Origin of the sequence: Microbacterium azadirachtae, from assembly GCF_000956505.1 — a bacterium.
In the GTDB taxonomy this organism is placed as follows: Bacteria; Actinomycetota; Actinomycetes; order Actinomycetales; family Microbacteriaceae; genus Microbacterium; species Microbacterium azadirachtae_A.
The window spans coordinates 1-21254 of sequence record NZ_JYIX01000031.1 but is presented as its reverse complement, the minus strand read 5'-3'; the positions used below and the strand labels follow the sequence as shown (position 1 = coordinate 21254).

The window sequence follows — 21254 nt, the reverse complement described above, 5'->3', positions numbered from 1 at the left end:
GTGCGTCTCCTTCCGGATGGGTCGTGTTCTGGCGTTCAGTGCTGGTGCGGGGCCTTCGCGGTGCCGCCTGCCGCCTCCAGGACGAACGCCGCCGTGTGCACGGATCCGTCGATCTGGAAGTCGAAGTAGAGCAGGTAGCGGCCGGCCGTGGGCACGTGCGCGCCGAAGCGGACGTCGGGCCCGGAGGTCGCCTCCGCGCCTGCCGGGGCCGCACCCTCGGGGTGCACGTGCAGGTAGGCGAGGTCGCCCTCGCGCAGCGCGACCAGGTGCCCGAAGGCGCCCAGGTACGGCTGCAGGGTTGTGACGGGCGCCCCGTCGCGTCGGACCGTCACGGTCAGCTCCGAGGGGGATCCGGCGACCAGATCCCCGGTGATGCCGACCTCGAGACCGTCGACGCTCGCCCTGGTGCTCGTCTCGGCGACGACGGGCGTGAAGGATCCGGCGACGTCGACCATACGCGTGAGCGTGACCGGATCCGCACCGGCCGCCGCGAAATCGGCGAACACCCGATACGAACCCGCGGCGCTCCAGGTCCAAGGGATGCTCCACGTGCCGGTGCCCGCGTCGAGCGTCGGGTGCACGTGCCGGAACTGCGCGCCGTCGCTGCGGACGACGATGAGATGCAGATCCTTCTCGTGCTGCGGCGTGTATGCCGTGACCGGAGCGCCGGACCCGTCGAGGATCCCGAAGCTCAGCCGCCCCTGCTCCCCCACCGCGACCGGAGCGGAGACCGGGGCGAGCGCGTACCCGCCCGAGGCGAGGGACACGCCAGCCGTCGTCTCGGCCGCCGTGTGCGCACCGTGGTCGACAGCCTCCTGTACAGCGGTGCCGTGCGCGTCGTGCCCGTTCATGCCCTTCTCCTCCTGCTGAGTGCTCTGCTCGTGCTTCGTGCCTTCTGCCGCGGCCTCTCGCGGGGCGACGAGTCCCGCGGCGCCGAACGCCACGGCGAACGCCGCCGCGAGCCCTGCACCGTAGAGGCCCAGTCGTCCCGCGGTGTTCATCAGGCCCGAACCGCCCGGTATCCGGCCTCGTCGACGGCTGCGAACACGCTCGCGTCGTCGAGCGGTGCGCTCGCCGTGATCGAGAGCGAACCGTCGGCCGCGCTCACCTCGACGGCGTCGACACCGGCGATCTTGCCGACCTCGCGGCGCACGGACATCTCGCAGTGCCCGCAGGTCATCCCGGTCACCTGGTACTCGGTCGTGGTCATGTCGTCTCCTTCGGTCGATACCCCGTCCGGGTATCCAATATCGACAACCATATACCCCCTGGGGGTATTCCGCACGCGTCGAAGAACTTCGCCGCGACACGCAGAACCGCGACTCAGGAGGTCACGCCGGTGCATCGCACCGGCGCAGGATCAGTGCAGGGCGCCGTCCGCCTCGACGACGCGCCACGCGTGCAGGCGCACGACGAGGCCGGCTCGCGTCGGTGCGCACACGAACGGCCCCGCCTCGGCGGAGACTTCGGCCGGGAGCGGCAGCACGCGCACGAGCTGGAGCGCCGCGCCGACGATTCCGGCGCGCACCGTGAGCGCATCCACTCCGCGGCTCACCCGCACCAGGATCCGGCGGTCGGCCCATTCCGGCACCGGGGCGAGCGACCAGTCGGACATCCCGTCGGTGACGACGGCGCCGACCTGCGGCCGTCCGTCTGCGAACTCGACACCCGCCTTGACCCAGCGGTCATCCGACACGCGTACGAAGACGCCGGCCTGATCGAACTGCTCCGAGAACGCCGCGGTGAACTCCACCTCCACGGCCGTGCCCACCGCGAACGGCGCGAGGAGCGCATGCTCACTGTCGTGCACGAAGCCGTACGACGTGATCCGCCAGGCGTCGCTGCCCTCGACCGCCGCGACGACGAGGTCGCCCCGCTCTTCCACGACCCCCGCGGGAGGGTGGGTCCAGCGTCCGTCCGACCAGGCGATGTCCGTCATGACCTCAGGCTACGACGACCACCACCGCCCGCGCGGGTTCCGTCGGTGCCGGTAGTGTCGGCTCCATGTCCGACGGAACCGCACCCCCGGCCGAAAGACCGGAAGGAACCGCCGATGCCGCCGCGGCCGTCGCGCCCGTCGGCGCTCGCGCCCGCCAGCGTGCTGCGGACCGCTGGTTCCGCGAGCAGGGACTGCCGACCTTCGTGCCGCTGCGGCGCTGGTTCACGGATCTGCCCCGGCGCGTCGCTCCTCTGCTGACCGCGGTCACCCTGACCGCAGCTCTCCTCGAGGGCGTGATGGTCACCGCGATCGATGCGGCCGCGGACCTCCTTCCGGACGACGAATGGGCCCTGCTCGGGATCGCGCTGCTGCTCCTGGCCGGCATCGCGGTGATCGCCTGGGCGGGCTTCCGGCTCGTGCGCGCGGCGCTGCGCCGGCTCTCCGCTCCGGCAGGCGCCGCGGTCGCGGGGGTCGTGATCGCCGCGTGCCTCATCGCGCTCGTCGTGGTCGGCTATCTCATGCGGCCCGGAGCCAAGGTCGCCCCTGTGATCGAGGGGCTCGCCCTGGTCGCCGCCTGCATGCTGGTCACGGGCGCCGGCGGCGGCGCGCTGCTCTCCTGGGGGAGCCGCCTTGCGGTCCGCAACGTCTCCGCGATCGGGCACATGGCGTCGATCGCGCTTCCCGTGATCCTGATGCTGGTCGTCTTCGCCTTCTTCTCCGCCGAGGTCTGGCAGATGAGTTCGGCGCTGCCCTGGGGATCCATCGCCCTGATCGGCGCCGTGGTCGCCGCGCTCGCGCTGATCGTGGTCCTGCGGGTGTGCGCCTCCGAGATCGACGAGATCCGCCAGACCCTCACGCCAGAGGAGCGCACGGCGCTTCTCGCCCGAACGCCGATCGCGCACGACGGATCCGGATCCGCATCATCGGCACCGCTGCGCTTCGTCCAGCGCTTCAACGTGATGCTCGTGATGGCGGTGGCCCAGCTCATGCAGGCGGTGCTGTTCGCCGCGATGCTGTGGGCGCTGCTCGTGCTCATCGGCGGCATCGCCATCCCGGTCGGGATCGTCGAGCTGTGGGTGGGACCAGGAACGCCCGCCCACCCGCTGCACGTGGATCGCCTGATGATCGGCGGCGCGACGCTTCCGATCACGATGAATCTCGTAAAGACTGCCGCGGTGATGTCGATCATCTCCTCGCTGCCGTTCGTGCTGTCGGCCGTGAGCGAGCAGCGCTATCGAGAGCGCTTCTTCGACCCGATCATGGTCGACATGCGCCGCGCGATCGTCGTGCGCGACGTCCTCATGGCTCGCACGCGCGGCGGTCGCGCGTCCGGCTGAGCCGCCCGATCCCTCAGGCCGGATCCGTAGAATCCGACCATGCGCATCGTCGTCTCCGGCACGCACGCGACCGGCAAGAGCACCCTGATCTCGGACTTCGCTCTCGCCCATCCCGAGTTCGCCGTGCTGCCCGATCCGTTCGATCTCGTGGACGACGGCCCCGGATCCGGATCCTTCGTCGCCCAGCTGCGGTTCAGCGCGGAGCGTCTCCTCGATCCCGCGCTGCCGCGCGCCGTGATCGCCGAACGCGGCCCGCTCGACTTCCTCGCCTACCTCGCGGCGATCGACGAGCTCGGCCGCTCCGGGGCCGCTGCGGAGCTGGTTCGCCGTGAGGCGCCCCTCGCCGCCCGGGCGATGGCGCAGGTCGATCTGCTGGTGCTGCTCGCGCCGGACGGCATCGCGGTGCCTGATGAGGAGGATCCGGAGCTCCGCGACGCGACGGCCGACGCGCTGCTCGACCTCGCGGACGATCCCGACCTCACCGGCACAGCCCGGATCCTGGAGCTGTCGGGCGACCCGGTGACCCGCCTGGCAGCGCTGCGAAGCGCCGTCTCCGGCTGATCCTCCGGTCGCAGGCTGCGACCCGACCCCGCGGGAGCACGGGCTCGCGCCTGCGGGGATGCCCGTAGGCGAACCCGGCCGTTCCGCCGCCGATCCGTATCCTGATCGCGATCCTTCGCCGAGTTCTCCGTCGAGACCGAGAACGCACACCCGGCGAACGGCATCGCACTCGCGAATCCAGGGGAGATCACATGCGGGCATCCGGACCACCGACCCTGACGGGCCTCGCGCTCGCTCTGACAGCGGGCTTCGCGCTGCTGCTCAGCGGCTGCGCATCGACGACCGGCGCGCACGCAGGGGCGCCGTCGAGCTCCGGCGCCCATCCGTCATCGCATCCCACTCCGACCTCGTCCGCCGGCGCCCCCGCGGACGATGACGACGACGATCCGGACGACGAGGGTGGCGCGGACGCCGATGACGACACGGATCCGGACGACGACACGGATCCGGACGACGACGCGGATCCGGACGACGACACGGATCCGGACGACGACGATCTGAAGCGGCTGGGTGTCGGACGCGACGATCTCGACGGGATCGACGACCCCGCCGACCGGAAGGACTTCCTCGACGACGCCCGCCGCGCCGCCTCCCCCGCCGGCATCGCCGCGCAGTGCGTCGTCGTGCATCCCAGGCTCGACGACATCATCGCGGCCGGCTTCGGCGGACTCGGTGTGGACGAGCTCGCCGCGGCCCGGTCCTCGGGCTCCGGCGGCTACTACATCGCCGTCGACCTGGAGGATGGCCGGATAGCCGTCCTCTACACCGCCCTGTCACCGCACAGCGCGACGTTCGAGGATCACCTCTACGCGGTCGACGACACGGCGCTCGCACTGTCCACGTTCGACGACGTCACGTCGATCGGCGACTTCGCCGGAGACGACGGGATCGCGCGCGCCGCGCGCTGCCTCTGATCGAGGCTCGCGAGACACCTGGATCCGCGCGAGAAACCACGTGTGCCGTGGTGTCTCGTGCAGGATCCGGTGTCTCGCGGATGCCGTCCGGATCCGGGCCCGCGCGTCAGGCCCGCAGCGCCTGCTCCAGATCGGCGAGCAGGTCCGCGATGTCCTCCAGACCGACCGAGAGGCGGACGACCTCGACGGGCACGGCCGCCTCGGTGCCCCGCACGGAGGCGTGCGTCATCGCGTCGGGGTAGTTGACGAGGGACTCCACGCCGCCGAGCGACTCGGCGAGCTGGAACACGTGCGTCGACTCGGCGAAGCGCCGGGCGGCCTCGCCGGATTCCAGCGCGACCGAGACGATGCCCCCGAAGCCCGACATCTGCCGCGCCGCGAGCTCGTGCCCCGGGTGCGACGGCAGCGCAGGGTAGTAGACGCGGGCGACGCCGGGATGCCCGTCCAGGAACTCGGCCACGGCCTGCGCGTTCTCGTTGTGCTGGCGCATCCGCACCGGCAGCGTCTTGATGCCGCGGGTGGTGAGCCAGGCGTCGAACGGGCCGGACACGGCCCCGACCGCGAACTGCAGGAAGCCGATCTTCTCCGCGAGGGCGTCGTCGCGCAGCACCACGGCTCCGCCGACGACGTCGGAGTGCCCGCCCAGGTACTTCGTGGTGGAGTGCACGACCACGTCGGCGCCGAGTTCGAGCGGACGCTGGAGCGCGGGGGTGGCGAAGGTGTTGTCGACCACGACCACGGACCCGGCCTCGTGCCCGATCGCGGCGAGCGCGGCGATGTCCGAGATGCGCAGCAGCGGGTTCGAGGGCGTCTCGACCCACAGCACGCGCGGCGCCTGGGCGGCCACCGCGGTCCGCACCGCGTCGGTGTCGCTCATGTCGACCACCTGCACGGTCACGCCCCAGGCGCCGAGCACCCGCGAGATGAGCCGGAACGTGCCGCCGTAGACGTCGTTGCCGAGCAGCACGTGGTCGCCGGGCTGCAGGATCGCGCGCAGCAGGGTGTCCTCCGCGGCGAGGCCGGAGGCGAAGGAGTAGGCGTGCGTGCCGCCCTCGAGCGCGGCGAGCTGCGCCTGCAGAGCATCCCGGGTCGGGTTGCCGCTGCGGCCGTACTCGTAGCCTTGGCGGAGTCCGCCGATCCCGTCCTGCACGAACGTCGTGGACAGGTGCAGCGGCGGGATCACCGCCCCCGTGTACGGGTCGGCGGCCTGGCCCGCGTGGATCGCGACGGTGGCGGTCTTGTCGGTCTCGATGGTCATGGTCGGATCCTCCGGGTCAGTCGTTCGCGCCGGCCGCAGGGCCGGCCTGGTCGGTCGTTGCGGATGCGGCGCCCGGCACGTCGAAGCCGTGCGCGGTCATCCAGCCGTCGTCGTAGAGCTTGTCCAGGTATCCGCGGCCGTGGTCGGGCAGCAGCACGACCACCACGTCGCCCTCCCCCAGCCCCTCGGCGACGCGGAGCGCGGCCACCACGGCCATGCCGCTGGAGCCGCCGACGAGCAGCCCCTCTTCGCGGGCGAGCCGACGGGTCATCGCGAACGACTCCGCGTCGGAGATCCGCTCGTAGCCGTCGACCACGGCGGGATCGAACGTGGACGGCAGGAAGTCCTCACCCACGCCCTCGACGAGGTAGGAGTGGATCTCACCGCCGGAGTAGATGGATCCCTCCGGATCCGCACCGATCACCCGCACCCGGCCCTCGCTGACCTCCTTGAGGTGGCGCCCGGTGCCGCTGATCGTGCCGCCGGTGCCGATGCCCGCGACGAAGTGCGTGACCCGGCCGTCGGTGTCTGCCCAGACCTCGGGGCCGGTGGATTCGTAGTGCCCGCGCGGCCCGTTCTGGTTGGCGAACTGGTTCGGGTTGAAGGCCCCGGGGATCTCGCGGGCGAGCCGGGCGGCGACGGAGTAGTACGACTCGGGGTGCTCCGGGGGCACGGAGGTCGGCGTGACGACCACCTCGGCGCCGTAGGCCCGGAGCGTGGCGACCTTGGGGCCGTCGAACTTGTCCGGCACGACGAACACCATGCGATAACCGCGCTGCAGCGCGATCAGCGCCAGGCCGACGCCGGTATTGCCGCTCGTGGCCTCGACAATCGTGCCGCCGGCTCGGAGCAGCCCATCGCGCTCGGCCGCGTCGACGATGGACCGGGCGATGCGGTCCTTCGCGGATCCGCCGGGGTTGAAGTACTCGACCTTGGCGAGCACGGTCGCGCGGATCGGCCCGCGGTCGGCGGTCGCGCCGATGACGGAGGAGAGACGGACGAGGGGCGTCGCGCCGACGAGATCGGCGACGTGGCTGGCATAGCGCACGAGAAGTGTCCTGAACGGTGATCGCGCGGAGCGCGCGGGCTGTCTGTGGTCGTCGAAGGAGCGCGGATCGCGCTCAGAGACAACAACGACAGGTCAGGGCCACGGTGTCAACCTAACACCCTGGCTTCGAAGCGCGCAAATGGCTCGATCCGGACCCGGAATCGGGTCATTCGCGCGCTTCGAACCGGGCGTCAGGATCACTCCAGGAGGGTGAAACCGGACTCGTAGCGGGTCTTGCCGAGGGCCGCCATGATGATCTGGAGGAAGCCCATCGCCTCGAGCTCCCTCGCGCGGGTCAGCGGGCCGACGTCGACCGCGCGCATCCCCGCCGCCTCGATCAGCGACGCGACGGCCGTCTTCGCGTCGGCATAGTCTCCGGCGAACAGGACGGTCGTGCGTGTCGTGCCGTTCGTGCCGGACGTAAGGGTGTCGCCGAGGTTGACGTTGAACGCCTTGACGACGGAAGCCCCTTCGGGGAGCGCCCTGGCGAGCTCCGCCGCGGTCGAGGAGTCCGGCGGGGACGTCAGCGCGTCGTACGTGGAGAAGTCGATCGGGTTGCTGATGTCGATGACGACCCTGCCGCCGAGTCGGTCCCGGTAGTGCTCGAGGATGCTCGGGTACGCGCCGGAAGGGACGGCGAACACGACGAGATCCCCGGTGAGCTCGTCGCCGATGACGCCGTACTCGAAGCCGGGACGCGCGGCAGACGTGCTCGTCGCGCTGCGCTTGAGGATCTGGATGTCCGCGCCCGCACGGGAGGCGACCTCCGCGATCGCCGCGCCCATCTTCCCGCTGCCGATGATGCTGATCGAAGTCATGCGAACTGGACCTTCCGGAATCGGGTGAGTGCTTGTTCTGCCACCTTGTGCGCGTCGTAGTCGAACACCGCGCTCCGGCGGAAGTCCCGGCCGACGCGGATGTCAGCGTCGCGCTTCGCGAGATCCGCGAACTCGTCCTGCGCATCGAACATGGCGCCCGCCCTGCGCGATCCGCTCTGCAGGATCGCCGTGCGCTGCATGCGGACCGCGGCATAGCGGCGGAACGCCTCGGGGATGTCGGAGGCCTCCTCCGCGGCGGCGAGGAACGTCGCGAGCGCCATGCTGTCCTCGATCGCCTGGCTCACGCCCTGCCCCTGGTGGGGCAGCATCGTGTGCGCCGCGTCGCCGAGCAGCGTGATGGCTCCTCGGGACCAGTTGGTGAGCGGCTCGTGGTCGAAGAGACCCCACCAGAACGTCCGGTCGATGAGCCCGATGAACTGCTGGAGCTTCGGGTCCCATCCGTCGCCGGCGAACTCCGCCGCGAGCTCCTCGACCTCCGCAGGCCCCGACCACGACCCGTGCAGCGGCCGGTCGCTCGGGATCCCTGCGACGAAGTTGATCAGCTTCCGCTGCTGCAGCGGATAGCACATGAAGTGCCGGCTGTCGCCCATCCAGACCTGGCTGATCATGGGCCAGTCCGCGGGCAGAAGGGACGCATCGACGACGCCGCGATAGACGAGGTACCCGGAGTAGACCGGCTCGGGGAACTGCCCGACGGCGTTGCGGACGACGGAGTGGATCCCGTCCGCGCCGACGACGGCGTCGAAGACGTCCTCCGCACCGTTCTCGAACGTCACGCGGACGCCGGAGTCCACCGTCTCCACCGCGCTCAGGCGATGGCCGAGGCGAATGGTCTCCGGATCGATCGCCTGCGCGAGGGCGTCGATGAGGTCCGGCCGGTACATCCCGATGTTGCGGTACCGCTTCGCCGAGTCCTCCCATGCCGCGTCGGTGACCATGCGGCCCATGGCATCCAGGTAGACGCCGTGCCCGTCCGGGACCGCTCCTGCACTCTTGATCCGGTCGAGCACGCCGAGTCTGTCGAGGACGCGGGAGGCGTTCGGCGCGACCGTGACGCCCGCCCCCACCTCGCCCAGCGCACCGGCCTGCTCGAACACGGTGACCTGGACCCCGGCGATCCGCGTCAGCGCGATCGCGGCCGTGAGGCCGCCCATCCCCCCGCCGATGATCCCGATCCTGGTGGCGTGACTGACCATTTCTTCTCCTTGATAGACGTGTGCAGAAACGTGGGCGGCGTCAGCGCTTCCCGGCGAGCTCCCCGACCGGTGCCCCGGCGGCCTCCCGCGGGGTGAACATCGTGGCGCCGCTCGCCTGCTCGGCTTCGTGGTCGGGGCCGAGGGGGATGCCGCTGCGGTCGCGCAGGCACAGGGTCGCCCCCGCTCCCAGAAGGGTGGCGAAGAGCAGGTAGGCCGAGACGGCGGCCGTGGTGCCGGTGGCGCCCAGCAGCATCTGCGCGATCATCGGGGCGAACGCTCCACCCAGCACCGCGCCGAGCGCGTAGGTGATCGACACCCCGGAGAAGCGGATCGAGGCCGGGAAGATCTCCGCGTACCAGGCGGCCAGCGGCCCGTAGGTGAGACCGAGACCGGTCGAGATCAGCAGCAGCGCGGCGTAGAGACCCGGCAGCCCTCCGGCGTCGACGAGCCAGAAGATCGGGAAGACGATCACGGCCTGCAGCGCGAATCCGATGAGGAACGTGTTGCGCCGGCCGATCGCGTCGGCCAGATAGCCCGCGAGGAGCGTGGAGAAGAACCAGACGGCGGCGGCGAAGACCGCGGCGATCAGGACCGCCGTGGTGTCGATGCTCTGCACGTTGATCGCGTAGCTGTTGAGGAATCCGCCCGTGGTCATGTAGCCGAGCGCGCCGTTGCCCACGAACACGAGGGCCGCGAGGATCACCAGGTGCCAGTAGCGCTTGAACAGCGTCACGATCGGGAGGCTCGCCTGCTTCCCGCGCTTCGCGATCTCCGCGAACACGGGGCTCTCCTCGACCGAGCGGCGGATCACGAAGCCGACCACGATGAGGATCACGCTCGCCAGGAACGGCACGCGCCAGCCCCACTGCAGATACGCCGCTCCGGGAGAGATCACTCCGGTCATGAGCGCGGTCATACCCGAGGCGAGCAGGAAGCCGAGCGGCACGCCGAGCTGAGGCCAGGAGCCTGCGCGGCCGCGGCGGTGCGCCGGGGCGTGCTCGACGGCCATCAGGACCGCGCCTCCCCACTCGCCCCCGGCGGAGAGACCCTGCAGGATGCGGAGCAGGAGCAGGCAGATCGGCGCCGCGATGCCGATCTGGGCGAACGTCGGCAGCGCGCCGATGAGGGTGGTCGCCGCGCCCATGAGGACGAGCGTGACGACGAGCATCGCCCGCCGTCCGATGACATCGCCGAAGTGCCCGGCGAGGAACGCGCCGAGCGGACGGAAGAGGAAGGAGATGCCGACCGTGGCGAAGGACAGCAGGAGCGCGATCTCCTTGCCCGCGGGCTGGAAGAAGAGCTGCGCGAACACGAGCCCTGCGCTCGTGGCGTAGATGAAGAAGTCGTACCACTCGATGGTGGTGCCGATGATCGTGGCGAAGGCGATCCGTCGCTGAGAGGCGCGATCGCCGGGGGCAAGGGCGGAGGTCATGGTTGTCCCTAACGTCATTGTTCTCCCTCCGTGGAGGAGGGTTCGGGAAGCGGGTCCTCTCATCGTGGGTCACCTCCGTCTGCGTGTAAATCGCAGTTATGCGTGGATATAGTTCGAGTGAACTTAAGAATCCGAGCGAGGAGGACGGCCGTGGCCGATGTGAGCCTGAGGCAGCTGGAGCTGTTCGCCGCCCTGCCGAACTTCACGACGCTGAGCGCCGCCGCCGCCCATCTGCACATCTCGGAGTCCGCGCTCTCTCAGGCCATCACGGGCCTCGAGAAGGCCGTGGGCGAGCAGTTGTGCGTCCGTCGCAAGGCGCGCGGCCTCACGCTGACGCCGACGGGCCAGGAGTTCGCCGAGCACGCCCGCAGGATCATCGCCGACACCCAGGAGCTCGTCCTGCGTGCCGGTCGAGGCGAGGAGCTGCGGGGGCCGGTGAAGCTCGGCTGCTATGCGAGCTTCGCCACGAACCTGGTCCCCGAGCTCCTCGAGGGCTTTCCGAAGCGGCACCCCGGCGTGCGTCTGGAGATCATGGTGGGAACGAACGAGGAACTGCTCTCCGCGCTCGAGGCCGGCCGCCTCGACGTCGCCCTCGTGTTCGACGTGTCCCTGCCGGTCGGATATCGCCGCCGCAAGATCTACGCAACCGAGCTCGAGGTCCATCTGCCTCCCGACCATCCGCTGACGAATGCCGACGCGGTGGACCTGGCGGATCTCGCCGACCAGCCCTGCATCCTCTACGACGCGGCCCCGAGCATCCGCAACGTGACGGACGCCTTCACCGCCCGCGGGCTCGAGCCCCGCATCGAGGCCCGGGTCACGCAGATCAGTCTCGTCGAGGCGCTCGTGGGCCGCGGGCTGGGCTACGGGCTGCTCATGTCGCGACCGAACGTCATCCCGATGAGCACCGAGGGCCGCCCGGTCGTCATCCGGCCCCTCGACCCGCCCGTGACGCGCTCACACGTGGTGGGGATCTGGCCCGCCGACATGAACCTCACCCCCCGCGCCTCGGCCCTCCTCGACTTCGCCGTGGAGAAGTTCGGGGCCTGACGGGGACCTCGTTCTGGCTTCGAAGCAGGTACCGCCTCAGGCGCGGAGAGGAAGCTGCCTTCGATACGCTCTCTCCGTGCCGCCCCGCCGCCTGCCCACGTTCGCGACCGCCCTCGCGCTCCTTGCTCTGGCTTGGATTCTGAGCGCGTGCTCGCCTTCCTCCGCACCGACAGTGGCAGAGGAGAAGATCGAGGGCGGGGACGCATGGGTGGTCGTGATGTTCGAGGACCGTGAATCCGAGTTCGACAGCAACCTCATGGATCAGCTCCTGGAGACCGAGCTGGCCGCCGACGACGCACTCGCTGAGGCAGGTGCGGGCGGGATCGACGGCAACGAAGTGGGCGCCCACAGCTATGAGCTCTACTTCGTCGGCGACGATGCCGAGGCCATGTGGCGGGCGCTGGAGCCGGTGTTTGCGGCTGCCCCCGTCGCATGGACCCGCGTCGAACTCAGGAACGGCCTGGAGGACGCCGCGCCCCGGGTGTTGCTCCAGGGATAGAAGCGCAATGCAGGCGAAACGCCGCACGAGGGCGAAGCTCGCTCAGGCGCGGAGAAGCGCGTCCTCGAGGGCGACCCAGCCAAGCATCGCGCACTTGACGCGGGCGACGTAGCGGGAGACGCCGGTCAGGGCGGCCGCGTCGCCGTACACGTCCTCATCGAGCTCGATCGCGCCGCGGGAGCGCAGCGCCTCGCGGAACCCGTCGATGAGCTCCGCCGCCTCCGCCCGCGAGTGGCCGATCACGAGCTCGGTGAGCATCGAGGCGGACGCCTGTGAGATCGAGCAGCCGGATCCCTCCCAGCTCACCTCCGTGATGCGCTCGCCATCGTCGGAGACGCGGGCGCGCAGGGTGATGTCGTCGCCGCAGATCGGGTTGCGCTGGTGCGACTCGGCCGTGTGCGGGTCGTCCCCGGCGCCGAGCAGCCCCTTGCCGTGAGGGCGCTTGGAGTGGTCCAGGATGAGCTCCTGGTACAGGTCCTCGAGGCCGCTCACTTCGACTCCCTCCGGTCGCTCAGTGCATCGCACGCGTGATGCACCTCCTGATCCTCGGCGGATCCGGAGACGCCGAAGAACGCCCGCACCCCGGAGACAGCGTCGAGCATCCGGTCCACCTCGTCCGCCGTGTTGTACAGCGCGGCCGAGGCGCGCACCGACGCGGTCACGCCGAGGCGCGCGTGCACGGGCGCGGCGCAGTGGTGCCCGACGCGCACGGCGACGCCGCGGGAGTCGAGGAACTGGCCGACATCGTGAGCGTGCACCCCGTCGACCACGAAGGACTGCAGGGCCACCCGCTCCGCACCGTCTGCGGCGCCGAGCAGGCGCACGCCGTCGATCGCGCCGAGCCCCGTGCGCAGACGACGTTCCAGTTCCTTCTCGTGCGCGTGCACCGCGTCCATGCCGAGACCGTCGAGGTACCGCACGGCGGCGGCGAGCGCGATCGCCTGCGACACCGGCTGCGTGCCGGCCTCGAAGCGCTGCGGCGGTGGCAGGAACTCGGTGCGCTCGAACGTGACGCGGGTGATCATCGACCCGCCCGTGAGGAACGGCGGCAGCGCCTGGAGCACCTCGCGACGCCCGTACAGCCCGCCGATCCCGTAGGGACCCTGCATCTTGTGGCCGGAGAAGACCGCGAGATCGACGCCGAGGCCGGGCAGGTCGAGCGGAACGTGCGGCGCGGACTGGCACGCGTCGAGCACGGTGAGCGCGCCGACGGGCTGCGCAAGGGCGACGATCTCCGCGACCGGGTTGACGATGCCGAGCACGTTGGAGACGTGCGTGAACGCGACGACGCGCGTGCGGGATCCGATGACCTCCGCCGCGTGGTCGAGGTCGAGGGAACCGTCATCGCGGATCCGGATCACGCGCAGGACGGCGCCCGTACGAGCCGCGAGCTCCTGCCACGGCACGATGTTCGCGTGGTGCTCCGCCTCGGTGACGACGAGCTCGTCCCCCGGCTGCAGGGCGAAGCGGGCGCTCTCCGGCAGCCCTCGTCCGGCTGTGGCGTTGCCGATCGCGTAGGCGACGAGGTTCAGTCCCTCGGTGGCGCCGTGCGTCCACACCAGGTCGTCGGCGTCCGCGCCCACGAATCCGGCGACGGCGGCGCGGGCGTCTTCGTAGAGCTCGGTCGCCTCGGCCGCGAGCGTGTGCGCACCGCGGTGCACGGCGGCGTTCGAGCGCTCCAGGAAGTCGCGCTCGGCGTCCAGCACGACGCGGGGCTTCTGACTCGTCGCCGCGGAGTCGAGGTACGCCAGTGGAGCCCCGTTCACGGATTCGGCGAGCAGGGGGAAGTCGGCGCGGACGGCGGCCACATCTAGGGCAGGAGAACTCACGTATCAACGCTACGTCAGTGCGGGGTGCGCTGGCCGCGTCCCTGCAAAGCAGGCCGGGACCGGTGAAGCGATGTGAAACAACCGCACGCGGCTCTGGACAGATCCACCGCCGGGGCATAGCTTGTGCGGTAAGCCGGTATATCGGGGGGTATTCATGCGGGAACGTGCGCGGTCGCTACGGGGATTCATCCCCGGTGCGGTCGCGGGCGGGGTCCTCGCCCTCGGCTGGGTGGCGCTGTCGATCGCCTTCGGATCCGGATCCGCCCAGGCCGCCGAGACCGTCCCGCCGTCCCCGCCGAGCATCCTCGGCACGCTGCAAAGCACCGTCGGTGCGGTGCAGAGCTCGATCACCGAGGCGCCGGTCACCGTGCGGAGCACGCTCGCGGCGGTGCAAGCCACCGTCGCCGAGGTGCTCCCGGCACCGGCCGCCGTCGACGCACCCACCCCCGCACCTGCTGCTGAGGCCCCCGCGGCCGTCGCTCCCGCCGTCCCTGCGACCCCGCCCGCCCTCGGCACCGACGAGTCCACCAGCCCGCTGACCGCCCCGCTCGTGGGTGCGATCGCCCCGATCGTGCAGGGCGTGAGCCAGACCGCCGGCGCCGCGATCGATGTCGTCACGACCACCACGGACACCGTCGCTCCGGCGCTGAGTCCCGTGCTCGCACCCGTCGATGCGCTGCTGCGCCGCGTGCCCGCGACGCTCGACACCGTGACCGCCGCGCTTCCTCGGATCGCCGTCTCGCTCGACGACACCGTCGGTACCGTCACCGAGACGGTGCGCGGTGCGACCGGCGGTGTGATCCCGCCGACGACGACAACTTCCGGCGGGCGTCCCGCCGTTCCGGAAGTCCGTGGCCTGCCTGAACCGACCCCCGTGGCATCGCCGGCCGCCGTCGCGCCCGCATCGACCCAGGACGACGCGCAGAGCGCGTTGCCCGCGGTAAACGAGGCCATCGGTGCGGCTGGGGTCTCTGCGCCCTCGGTGGCAGCACCCGGTGCGCCCGCGCAGCGACCGTCGGGTTCCCCGGTCACCCAGCTCGGAATGCCCGGCACCGGCTCCGCCTCGGGCGGCAGCGCGGGCGATGTGCGACTGTTCGGCACCGTCTCATCGACGTCGTCGAGCGCCGGCCTGCTGGCCGTCCGTTCCGGATCGGCGGGCGACGATCGCCTGCCGGCCTCCCCCGTCGCAGATCACGACTCCTCTCCCGACTGATCGGGGCACGGCCGTCCCCCAGGACGGCACGTGTCATCGCGCATGCGCGCAATCCCCAGATCAGAAGGAAAGAGACCATGAATCGCATCGTCAAGCGCGCCCTTTGGGGCACGCTCCTCGCGGGCGGGATCACTCTCGCCGGCGCGACAGCGGCCAACGCCGCAGAGGGGCCACCCAGTGGCGCCGACTGCGGCTGCGACGTCGTCAAGAGCGCTCTCACGACAGTCACGAATCTGCTCACTGGCCCCTGCGACCCGTCGCAGGGCGGCAGCGCCGGCGGGACCGGCGGCCTCCCCGCGGTCACGCAGGACGTCTCCGACCTCGTCGGCGACACGCTCGGCACCGTGACCGGAACAGTTCCTCCCGGCGGCGGCGCGGATCCGGGCCTGCCTTCGGTGCCGACCCTCCCCGACGTCTCGACCACCGTCGGCCAGATCGCCGACACGGCGACCGATGGAGCTGCAGAAGCCGTCAGCGGCGTCACCGACACCGTTGGCGGGATCACCGGAGACCTCCCCGGTCTGCCTTCCGTTCCCGGTCTGCCCTCGGTTGCGGGTCTGCCCTCGGTTCCGGGTCTCCCCGGCACCGACGGCACGCCCGGCTTGGTCACCGTTCCGATCCCCGGGGTCGGCACCGTTCACGCGGGCGCCACCCCGGATGGGCTCAACGTCGGAAAGAACCTCGACGTCCTCGGAGTGAAGGACGTCTGGGATCTGACCGCCGGCCCTGACGGCGTGTCCACCACAGATCGCATCGGCACCGACGCCACGAACGTCTACGTCGATGCGGCGCTGCCCACCGGCGGTGCCACGCCGGGACACGCCTCCGTCACCCTGCCGGTGCTCGGCGACGTGGCCGGCGGTCTTCCGACCGTCCCGGGTCTTCCCGGTGGCGGATCCCTGCCCGGACTGCCGGGCACCGGCGGCACCCCCGGAGGTAATGGAGGAGGAACCATTCCGGGGCTGCCCTCACTGCCCATCGGTGACCTCGGCGGGATCCTCGGCGGTCTGACCGGCAGCCTTCCCGGTCTGCCTTCCGTTCCCGGCCTTCCCGGCAGCGGTGGCACCCCTGGTACCCCTGGCCTGATCACCGTCCCGGTTCCTGGAGTGGGCAGTGTCCACGCCGGCGCCACCCCCGACGGGCTCAACGTCGGTAAGAACCTGAACGTCCTCGGAATCAAGGACGTCTGGGACCTCACCGCCGGCCATCACGGAATCGCGACGAACGACCGCATCGGCACCGACAACACGAACGTCAACGTCGATGCGGCCGTCCCGACCACCGGCACCACCGCACCCCACGCCACCGTCACCCTGCCGAACCTCGGCGGAATCAGCGGCGGCCTCCCGGGCCTGCCCTCGGTTCCGGGCCTGCCGGGAACCGGCACCCCGGGCAACGGCGGAACCCTCCCCGGTCTGCCGAACCTCGGCGGAGTCCTCGGCGGTCTGACCGGCAACCTGCCGGGCCTGCCTTCGGTTCCGGGTCTTCCCGGCACCGGCGGCACGCCTGGCGTGATCACCATTCCGATCCCCGGAGTGGGCAGTGTCCACGCCGGCGCCACCCCTGACGGACTCAACGTCGGAAAGAACCTCAACGTCCTCGGAATCAAGGACGTCTGGGACCTCACCGCCGGCCCCAAGGGCGTGTCCACCACGGACCGCATCGGCACCGACAACACCAATGTGAACGTCGACGCTGCGGTTCCGACCACCGGCACCACCGCACCCCACGCCACCGTCACCCTGCCGAACCTCGGCGGAATCACCGGCGGCCTGCCCACCGTCCCGGGCCTTCCTGGAACGGGTAACCCCGGCACCCCGGGAACCGGCGGAACCCTTCCGGGTCTGCCGAACCTCGGCGGGATCCTCAGCGGGATCACCGACAACCTGCCGGGCCTGCCCACCACCCCGGGCCTCCCCGGAACGGGCAACGGCGGAACCCTCCCCGGCCTGCCGAACCTCGACGGGATCCTTGGCGGTCTGACTGGCAACCTGCCCGGCCTGCCCTCCGTTCCGGGTCTCCCGGGAACGGGTAACCCCGGCAACGGCGGTTCGCTGCCCGGCCTGCCCAACCTCGGCGGGATCCTCGGCGGCCTGACCGGCAATCTGCCGGGCCTGCCCACCGCCCCGGGCCTCCCGGGGACGGGCAACGGCGGAACCCTCCCCGGCCTGCCGAACCTCGGCGGGATCCTGGGCGGAATCACCGGCAACCTGCCCGGTACCGGCAACCCCGGCACCCCGGGCATCGGCGGAGCCCTTCCGGGTCTCCCTGGCACCGGCACCCCCGGTAACGGCGGTTCACTGCCCGGCCTGCCGAACCTCGGCGGCATCCTCGGCGGAATCACCGGCAGCCTGCCGGGTCTGCCTACTGTCCCCGGTCTGCCCTCGATCCCGGGCCTACCCGGCACCGGCGGCACCCCGGGCAACGGCGGAACCCTCCCGGGTCTCCCGTCGCTCCCCGTCGGCAATATCGGCGGCCTCGTCGGAGGTGTCACCGGAGCTCTTCCGGCGGCGCTCACCGGCGTCATCGGAGGGGTCACCGGTTCCCTTCCCGGCGTGATCGGCGGCGTCCTCGGAGGGGTCACCGGCTCCCTGCCGGGTCTGCCCACCGTTCCCGGAACCGGAACCGGCACTCCCGGAACCAGCACGCCCGGGACCGGAGGAACCACTCCCGGCGTCGGCAACGGCGGAGTCCAGGTCGTGTCCCACGTGACGCGCGGCCTGAACGAGGCGGTGCGCACCCTGCGCGCTTCCTCGACCGCCAAGCAGGGCACGCTCGCGCAGAGCGGGTTCTACGACCCGTTCCTGCTCGTCTCCGGCGTGCTGCTGCTGGCCGCGGGCGCCGCGACGAGGTTCTTCGAGCGTCGCTGAACCACAGGACGGAGGGTCGCCTTCCCCGGAGGGCGGTCCTCCGTCCCGTGCTGCCCGCACGCGAACGCGAGCACCGGACCCGGTTGTCCACACGCCCCGATCACTCCCCCGATGCCGCACCACTCGGCCGCTAGGGTGAGCCCATGACCCCCACCGTGGAGACTCCGGCAGGCCTCGGCCCCGGTGCGGCGGGAGCCCCCGCCCGCGCGAAGACCGCCGGATCCGGCCAGCCCCTGCGCGACTACCGCGTGCATCGCTACGTCAACGCGTTCTGCCCGACGTGCCACGAAGAGGATCCGGATCGGCCGCTCGCGGATGTCCGCCGCCTGAGCGGCTGGCTGGCCGTGCGGGACGATCGGGTCTGGCTGGAGCGCGGATGCCCGGAGCACGGGCTGCAGCGCACGATGTACGACGAGTCGGCCGAGATCCTCACCTACCTCGAGCAGTGGACCGCGCCGACCAAGGTGCACGAGCCCGACCTCGCGGGCAACTTCAAGCCGGTGCCCTCGGCCTACGAGGACGGACTTCCCGAGATGCAGACGCAGCACACCTGCATCCTGCTGGAGGACCTCACCGACCACTGCAACCTGCGCTGTCCCACGTGCTTCGCGGAGTCCAGCCCTGCGGCGAGCGCGATCGCCCCGCTCGCCGAGGTGCTCGCCTCGGTCGACGCGCGGCTGGCGCGGGAGAACAACCGCATCGACGTGCTCATGCTCTCCGGCGGCGAGCCGACCCTGTACCCGTGGCTCGAGCAGCTGCTGGAGCACCTCGTGGCGCGCCCTGTGGTGCGCATCCTGCTGAACTCGAACGGCCTGCGCATCGCACAGGACGACGCGCTCGTCGCGACGCTCAAGAAGCACCGCGAGCGGGTGGAGGTGTACCTGCAGTACGACGGCGAGAGCGCCGAGGCGTCTGCGTACCACCGCGGCGCGGACATCCGCCGGTTCAAGGAGCGCGCACTCGCCCGCCTCAGCGAGGCAGGCGTGTTCACGACCCTCACGATGACCGCGGCCCTGGGCGTCAACGACGGCGAGATCGGCGCCGTGATCCGCCGGGCCATGGAGACGCCCTACGTCGGCGGCGTCACGATCCAGCCCGTGTTCGGATCCGGCCGGTCGGCGGGCATCGACCCGCACGACCGCCTCACGCACACCGGCGTGCTGGCGCGGCTGGCGCCGCAGACCGACGGCGAGGTCACCTGGAAGGATCTCACCGCACTGCCCTGCAGCCACCCGCACTGCTGTTCGGTCGGTTACCTGCTCAAGGACGACTCAGGATCCTGGAACTCGCTCACCAAGCTCGTCGGGCACGACAGGCTCAAGGAGTTCCTCGATCTGAACCCCGACCTGATCGCGAACAGGATCGCCGACAGCGGCATCAACCAGAAGCTCAAGGACTCGGTCAAGCAGTCGCTGCTCGACCTGCTCAGCGAGCAGTCGTCGCTGTCGCACCCGTCGATCGGGTCCCTCTGGAAGGACATCTGCACGGGCTGCGACCTCGGCATCGGCACGCTCACGAAGCTCGCCACCGCGGCGCTGCCCGGTCAGCACAAACGACTGCGCCAGTTCCTCGGCGAGCGTGTCAAGCGCATCACCGTCAAGCCCTTCATGGATATCAACACGATGATCGAGGAGCGCCTCACGCAGTGCTGCGTGCATGTCGCGACCGTCAACGAGCAGACGTCCGCGCATCAGTGCGCTCCGTTCTGCGCCGTGCAGGCCTGGGCGCCGCTCTCCCGCACGCGCATCTCGACCGCGACCGGATCCGCCGGGGCCCGCACGGCCACGGCGGGCTCCGAGGCCGGCGTCGACGCCGGCGATCGCGCGCGACTTCCGCTCTCGGTGGGGCGCTGAGCCATGTCGTCGGGGGGCGATGCGCAGCGCGACCTGTTCCGAGCTCAGCCGGAGAGGGCGATTCCCGCGCGCCCCGCCCCCGCCGCACCCGAATCGACGGAGCTCGGCGCAGTCGACGCCACTGGCCCCGCCCCGCTCGACCTGTCCGGGCTGAACCGCTACGACGAGGCGGTCGGATCCCCCGCTCCGCCCTTCGACCCGCTGCGGCTGTGCGTGTTCACGACGGTCGCGCTCATCGCGTGCCTGCTCGGCCCGATCGCGGTCCTGGGCTTCGCGCTCATCGCGATCGCCGGGTACGCCCGCGCCCGCCGCCAGGGGCTGCTGCGGTCGAAGTGCAAGCTCGGCGACACCCGTCTCGTGCTCGCGTACCTCTCCGTGCTCGCGGTGCTCGCCGCCGTCGCGACCCCGTTCTGGGTGATGTTCTGGATCGGGCGGATCTGATGTTCCCGACGCTGCAGGATCTGCTCGGGCCGTGGGCGCCGCCGCTCGAGACGCACGGCTTCTTCGTCGCGCTGGGCCTCGGCGCGGCGGGGATCGTGTTCCTCATCGAACGCCGCCGGCGGGGAGTCACGGATCCGCGGGTCGCGTATCTCGTGCTCGGGGCTCTGGTGGGCGCGGCGATCCTGAGCCGCCTCGGCACCTGGGCGCAGCACATCGACCTCACGAAGAACCGGGACCTCGTCTCGCAGCTCACGCACGGCAACGCGTCGATCCTGAGCGCCCTGGTCGGCGCCTGGCTCGGCGTGCACGTCGCGAAGAAGATCGTCGGATACCGGGACCGCAGCGGCGACCTGTTCGCCCCCGCCGTGGCGATCGCGATGGCGATCGGCCGGTTCGGCTGCCTCTTCACCGAGCGTCCGGGCACCCCGACCGGCGCGGGCTGGGGCATCGTCCTGGATCCGGCCGCCGCCGCACGGGTCGGATCCCCGGCGGGAGTGCCGCTGCACCCGAGCTTCGTGTACGAGATCGCGTTCCATGCGGCCGCGTTCTGCCTGCTCTGGTTCTGGCTGCGTCACCGCGACATCGCCGCCGGGGAGACCCTCACCCTCTACATCGCCGCTTACGGCATCTTCCGGTTCTTCGTCGAATTCGTGCGCGGCAACGACATCGCCTGGCTCGGCCTGACCCGCCCTCAGCTCTTCCTGATCGTCACCATCCCGCTCCTGCTCGCCCGCATCGTCTGGAAGGCCCGACGCGGCGCCTTCCCCCTCATCCCCAGGAGGACCCCGAGTGAACAGCACGCCTGACCTCCCGTCCGAACCGGATCCGGAGCAGCCCCAGACGCCGCCGGCGCACCCGCCCGCGGTGCCGGGACCGCCGAGTCCCCCCGAGCCGCCAGCACCACCGGTGCCGCCGCTCGCACCGCCTCTGACCCCCGCACCTGTCCCTCCGCCGGGTCCGGTGGCACCCGCCGCC

At 71.1% G+C, this 21254-nt stretch carries 20 protein-coding genes; 10 read left to right on the top strand and 10 right to left on the bottom strand.

From position 1 onward, the window contains the following. Positions 1-35: 35 nt before the first annotated feature. The 3 genes from RS86_RS06510 to RS86_RS06500 all read right to left on the bottom strand — a co-directional run bounded on the left by RS86_RS06510 (position 36) and on the right by RS86_RS06500 (position 1939). A complete protein-coding gene (locus RS86_RS06510; RefSeq protein ID WP_045271421.1) occupies positions 36-1001 on the bottom strand; it encodes a hypothetical protein in 966 nt (321 codons plus the stop codon). Next, entirely contained in the window at positions 1001-1210 is a 210-nt protein-coding gene (locus tag RS86_RS06505; RefSeq protein ID WP_045271420.1) for a heavy-metal-associated domain-containing protein, read from the bottom strand. The genes RS86_RS06510 and RS86_RS06505 overlap by 1 nt, the downstream gene beginning before the upstream one ends. 150 nt (positions 1211-1360) lie before the next feature. After that, a complete protein-coding gene (locus RS86_RS06500; RefSeq protein WP_045271419.1) occupies positions 1361-1939 on the bottom strand; it encodes a DUF1349 domain-containing protein in 579 nt (192 codons plus the stop codon). Between the two features lie 65 nt (positions 1940-2004). On the opposite strand from RS86_RS06500, the gene RS86_RS06495 reads away from it, so the two are divergent. From RS86_RS06495 to RS86_RS20600, 3 genes are all read left to right on the top strand, one after another. Next, entirely contained in the window at positions 2005-3276 is a 1272-nt protein-coding gene (locus RS86_RS06495) for a hypothetical protein (protein ID WP_045271418.1), read from the top strand. Between the two features lie 39 nt (positions 3277-3315). Then, on the top strand, positions 3316-3837 hold the full coding sequence (locus RS86_RS06490; protein WP_045271417.1) for an AAA family ATPase: 522 nt from the start codon (positions 3316-3318) through the stop codon (positions 3835-3837). Between the two features lie 191 nt (positions 3838-4028). Beyond that, a complete protein-coding gene (locus RS86_RS20600; RefSeq protein ID WP_052680113.1) occupies positions 4029-4751 on the top strand; it encodes a hypothetical protein in 723 nt (240 codons plus the stop codon). Between the two features lie 106 nt (positions 4752-4857). On the opposite strand, the gene RS86_RS06480 is transcribed toward RS86_RS20600, so the two are convergent. The 5 genes from RS86_RS06480 to RS86_RS06460 form a co-directional block, all read right to left on the bottom strand. After that, a complete protein-coding gene (locus RS86_RS06480) occupies positions 4858-6009 on the bottom strand; it encodes a cystathionine gamma-synthase (protein WP_045271416.1) in 1152 nt (383 codons plus the stop codon). Positions 6010-6025: 16 nt separating this feature from the next. Further along, on the bottom strand, positions 6026-7057 hold the full coding sequence (locus RS86_RS06475) for a pyridoxal-phosphate dependent enzyme (RefSeq protein ID WP_045271415.1): 1032 nt from the start codon (positions 7055-7057) through the stop codon (positions 6026-6028). 197 nt (positions 7058-7254) lie between these two features. Further along, a complete protein-coding gene (locus tag RS86_RS06470) occupies positions 7255-7875 on the bottom strand; it encodes an NADPH-dependent F420 reductase (RefSeq protein ID WP_045271414.1) in 621 nt (206 codons plus the stop codon). After that, a complete protein-coding gene (locus RS86_RS06465; protein ID WP_045271413.1) occupies positions 7872-9092 on the bottom strand; it encodes an FAD-dependent monooxygenase in 1221 nt (406 codons plus the stop codon). Before RS86_RS06465 ends, RS86_RS06470 begins: the two co-directional genes overlap by 4 nt. A gap of 40 nt (positions 9093-9132) precedes the next feature. Then, a complete protein-coding gene (locus RS86_RS06460; protein ID WP_045271412.1) occupies positions 9133-10524 on the bottom strand; it encodes an MFS transporter in 1392 nt (463 codons plus the stop codon). A gap of 150 nt (positions 10525-10674) precedes the next feature. Between RS86_RS06460 and RS86_RS06455 the strand changes: the two genes are divergently transcribed. Continuing rightward, positions 10675-11574 carry a LysR substrate-binding domain-containing protein gene (locus tag RS86_RS06455; protein WP_045271411.1) on the top strand — a complete coding sequence of 300 codons (900 nt, stop codon included), beginning with the start codon at positions 10675-10677 and terminating at the stop codon, positions 11572-11574. Positions 11575-11650: 76 nt separating this feature from the next. Then, positions 11651-12073 carry a hypothetical protein gene (locus RS86_RS06450; RefSeq protein ID WP_152642106.1) on the top strand — a complete coding sequence of 141 codons (423 nt, stop codon included), beginning with the start codon at positions 11651-11653 and terminating at the stop codon, positions 12071-12073. Between the two features lie 42 nt (positions 12074-12115). Here the strand turns inward: RS86_RS06450 and sufU are convergent, their stop codons facing one another. Continuing rightward, a complete protein-coding gene (gene sufU / locus RS86_RS06445) occupies positions 12116-12565 on the bottom strand; it encodes a Fe-S cluster assembly sulfur transfer protein SufU (RefSeq protein ID WP_045271410.1) in 450 nt (149 codons plus the stop codon). Continuing rightward, positions 12562-13902, bottom strand: coding sequence for an aminotransferase class V-fold PLP-dependent enzyme (locus RS86_RS06440; protein ID WP_082076627.1), 1341 nt, complete (start codon positions 13900-13902; stop codon positions 12562-12564). The genes sufU and RS86_RS06440 overlap by 4 nt, the downstream gene beginning before the upstream one ends. Before the next feature lie 154 nt (positions 13903-14056). On the opposite strand from RS86_RS06440, the gene RS86_RS06435 reads away from it, so the two are divergent. From RS86_RS06435 to RS86_RS06415, 5 genes are all read left to right on the top strand, one after another. Continuing rightward, entirely contained in the window at positions 14057-15115 is a 1059-nt protein-coding gene (locus RS86_RS06435) for a hypothetical protein (protein ID WP_152642105.1), read from the top strand. A gap of 77 nt (positions 15116-15192) precedes the next feature. Next, positions 15193-17985, top strand: coding sequence for a hypothetical protein (locus RS86_RS06430; protein ID WP_045271408.1), 2793 nt, complete (start codon positions 15193-15195; stop codon positions 17983-17985). A gap of 143 nt (positions 17986-18128) precedes the next feature. After that, positions 18129-19838: a radical SAM protein gene (locus RS86_RS06425; RefSeq protein WP_082076626.1), complete on the top strand. Its 1710-nt coding sequence runs from the start codon at positions 18129-18131 to the stop codon at positions 19836-19838. A 3-nt stretch (positions 19839-19841) separates the two neighbouring features. Continuing rightward, a complete protein-coding gene (locus tag RS86_RS06420; protein ID WP_235281667.1) occupies positions 19842-20279 on the top strand; it encodes a hypothetical protein in 438 nt (145 codons plus the stop codon). After that, positions 20279-21085, top strand: coding sequence for a prolipoprotein diacylglyceryl transferase (locus tag RS86_RS06415; RefSeq protein ID WP_045271407.1), 807 nt, complete (start codon positions 20279-20281; stop codon positions 21083-21085). The genes RS86_RS06420 and RS86_RS06415 overlap by 1 nt, the downstream gene beginning before the upstream one ends. Positions 21086-21254 lie beyond the last annotated feature (169 nt).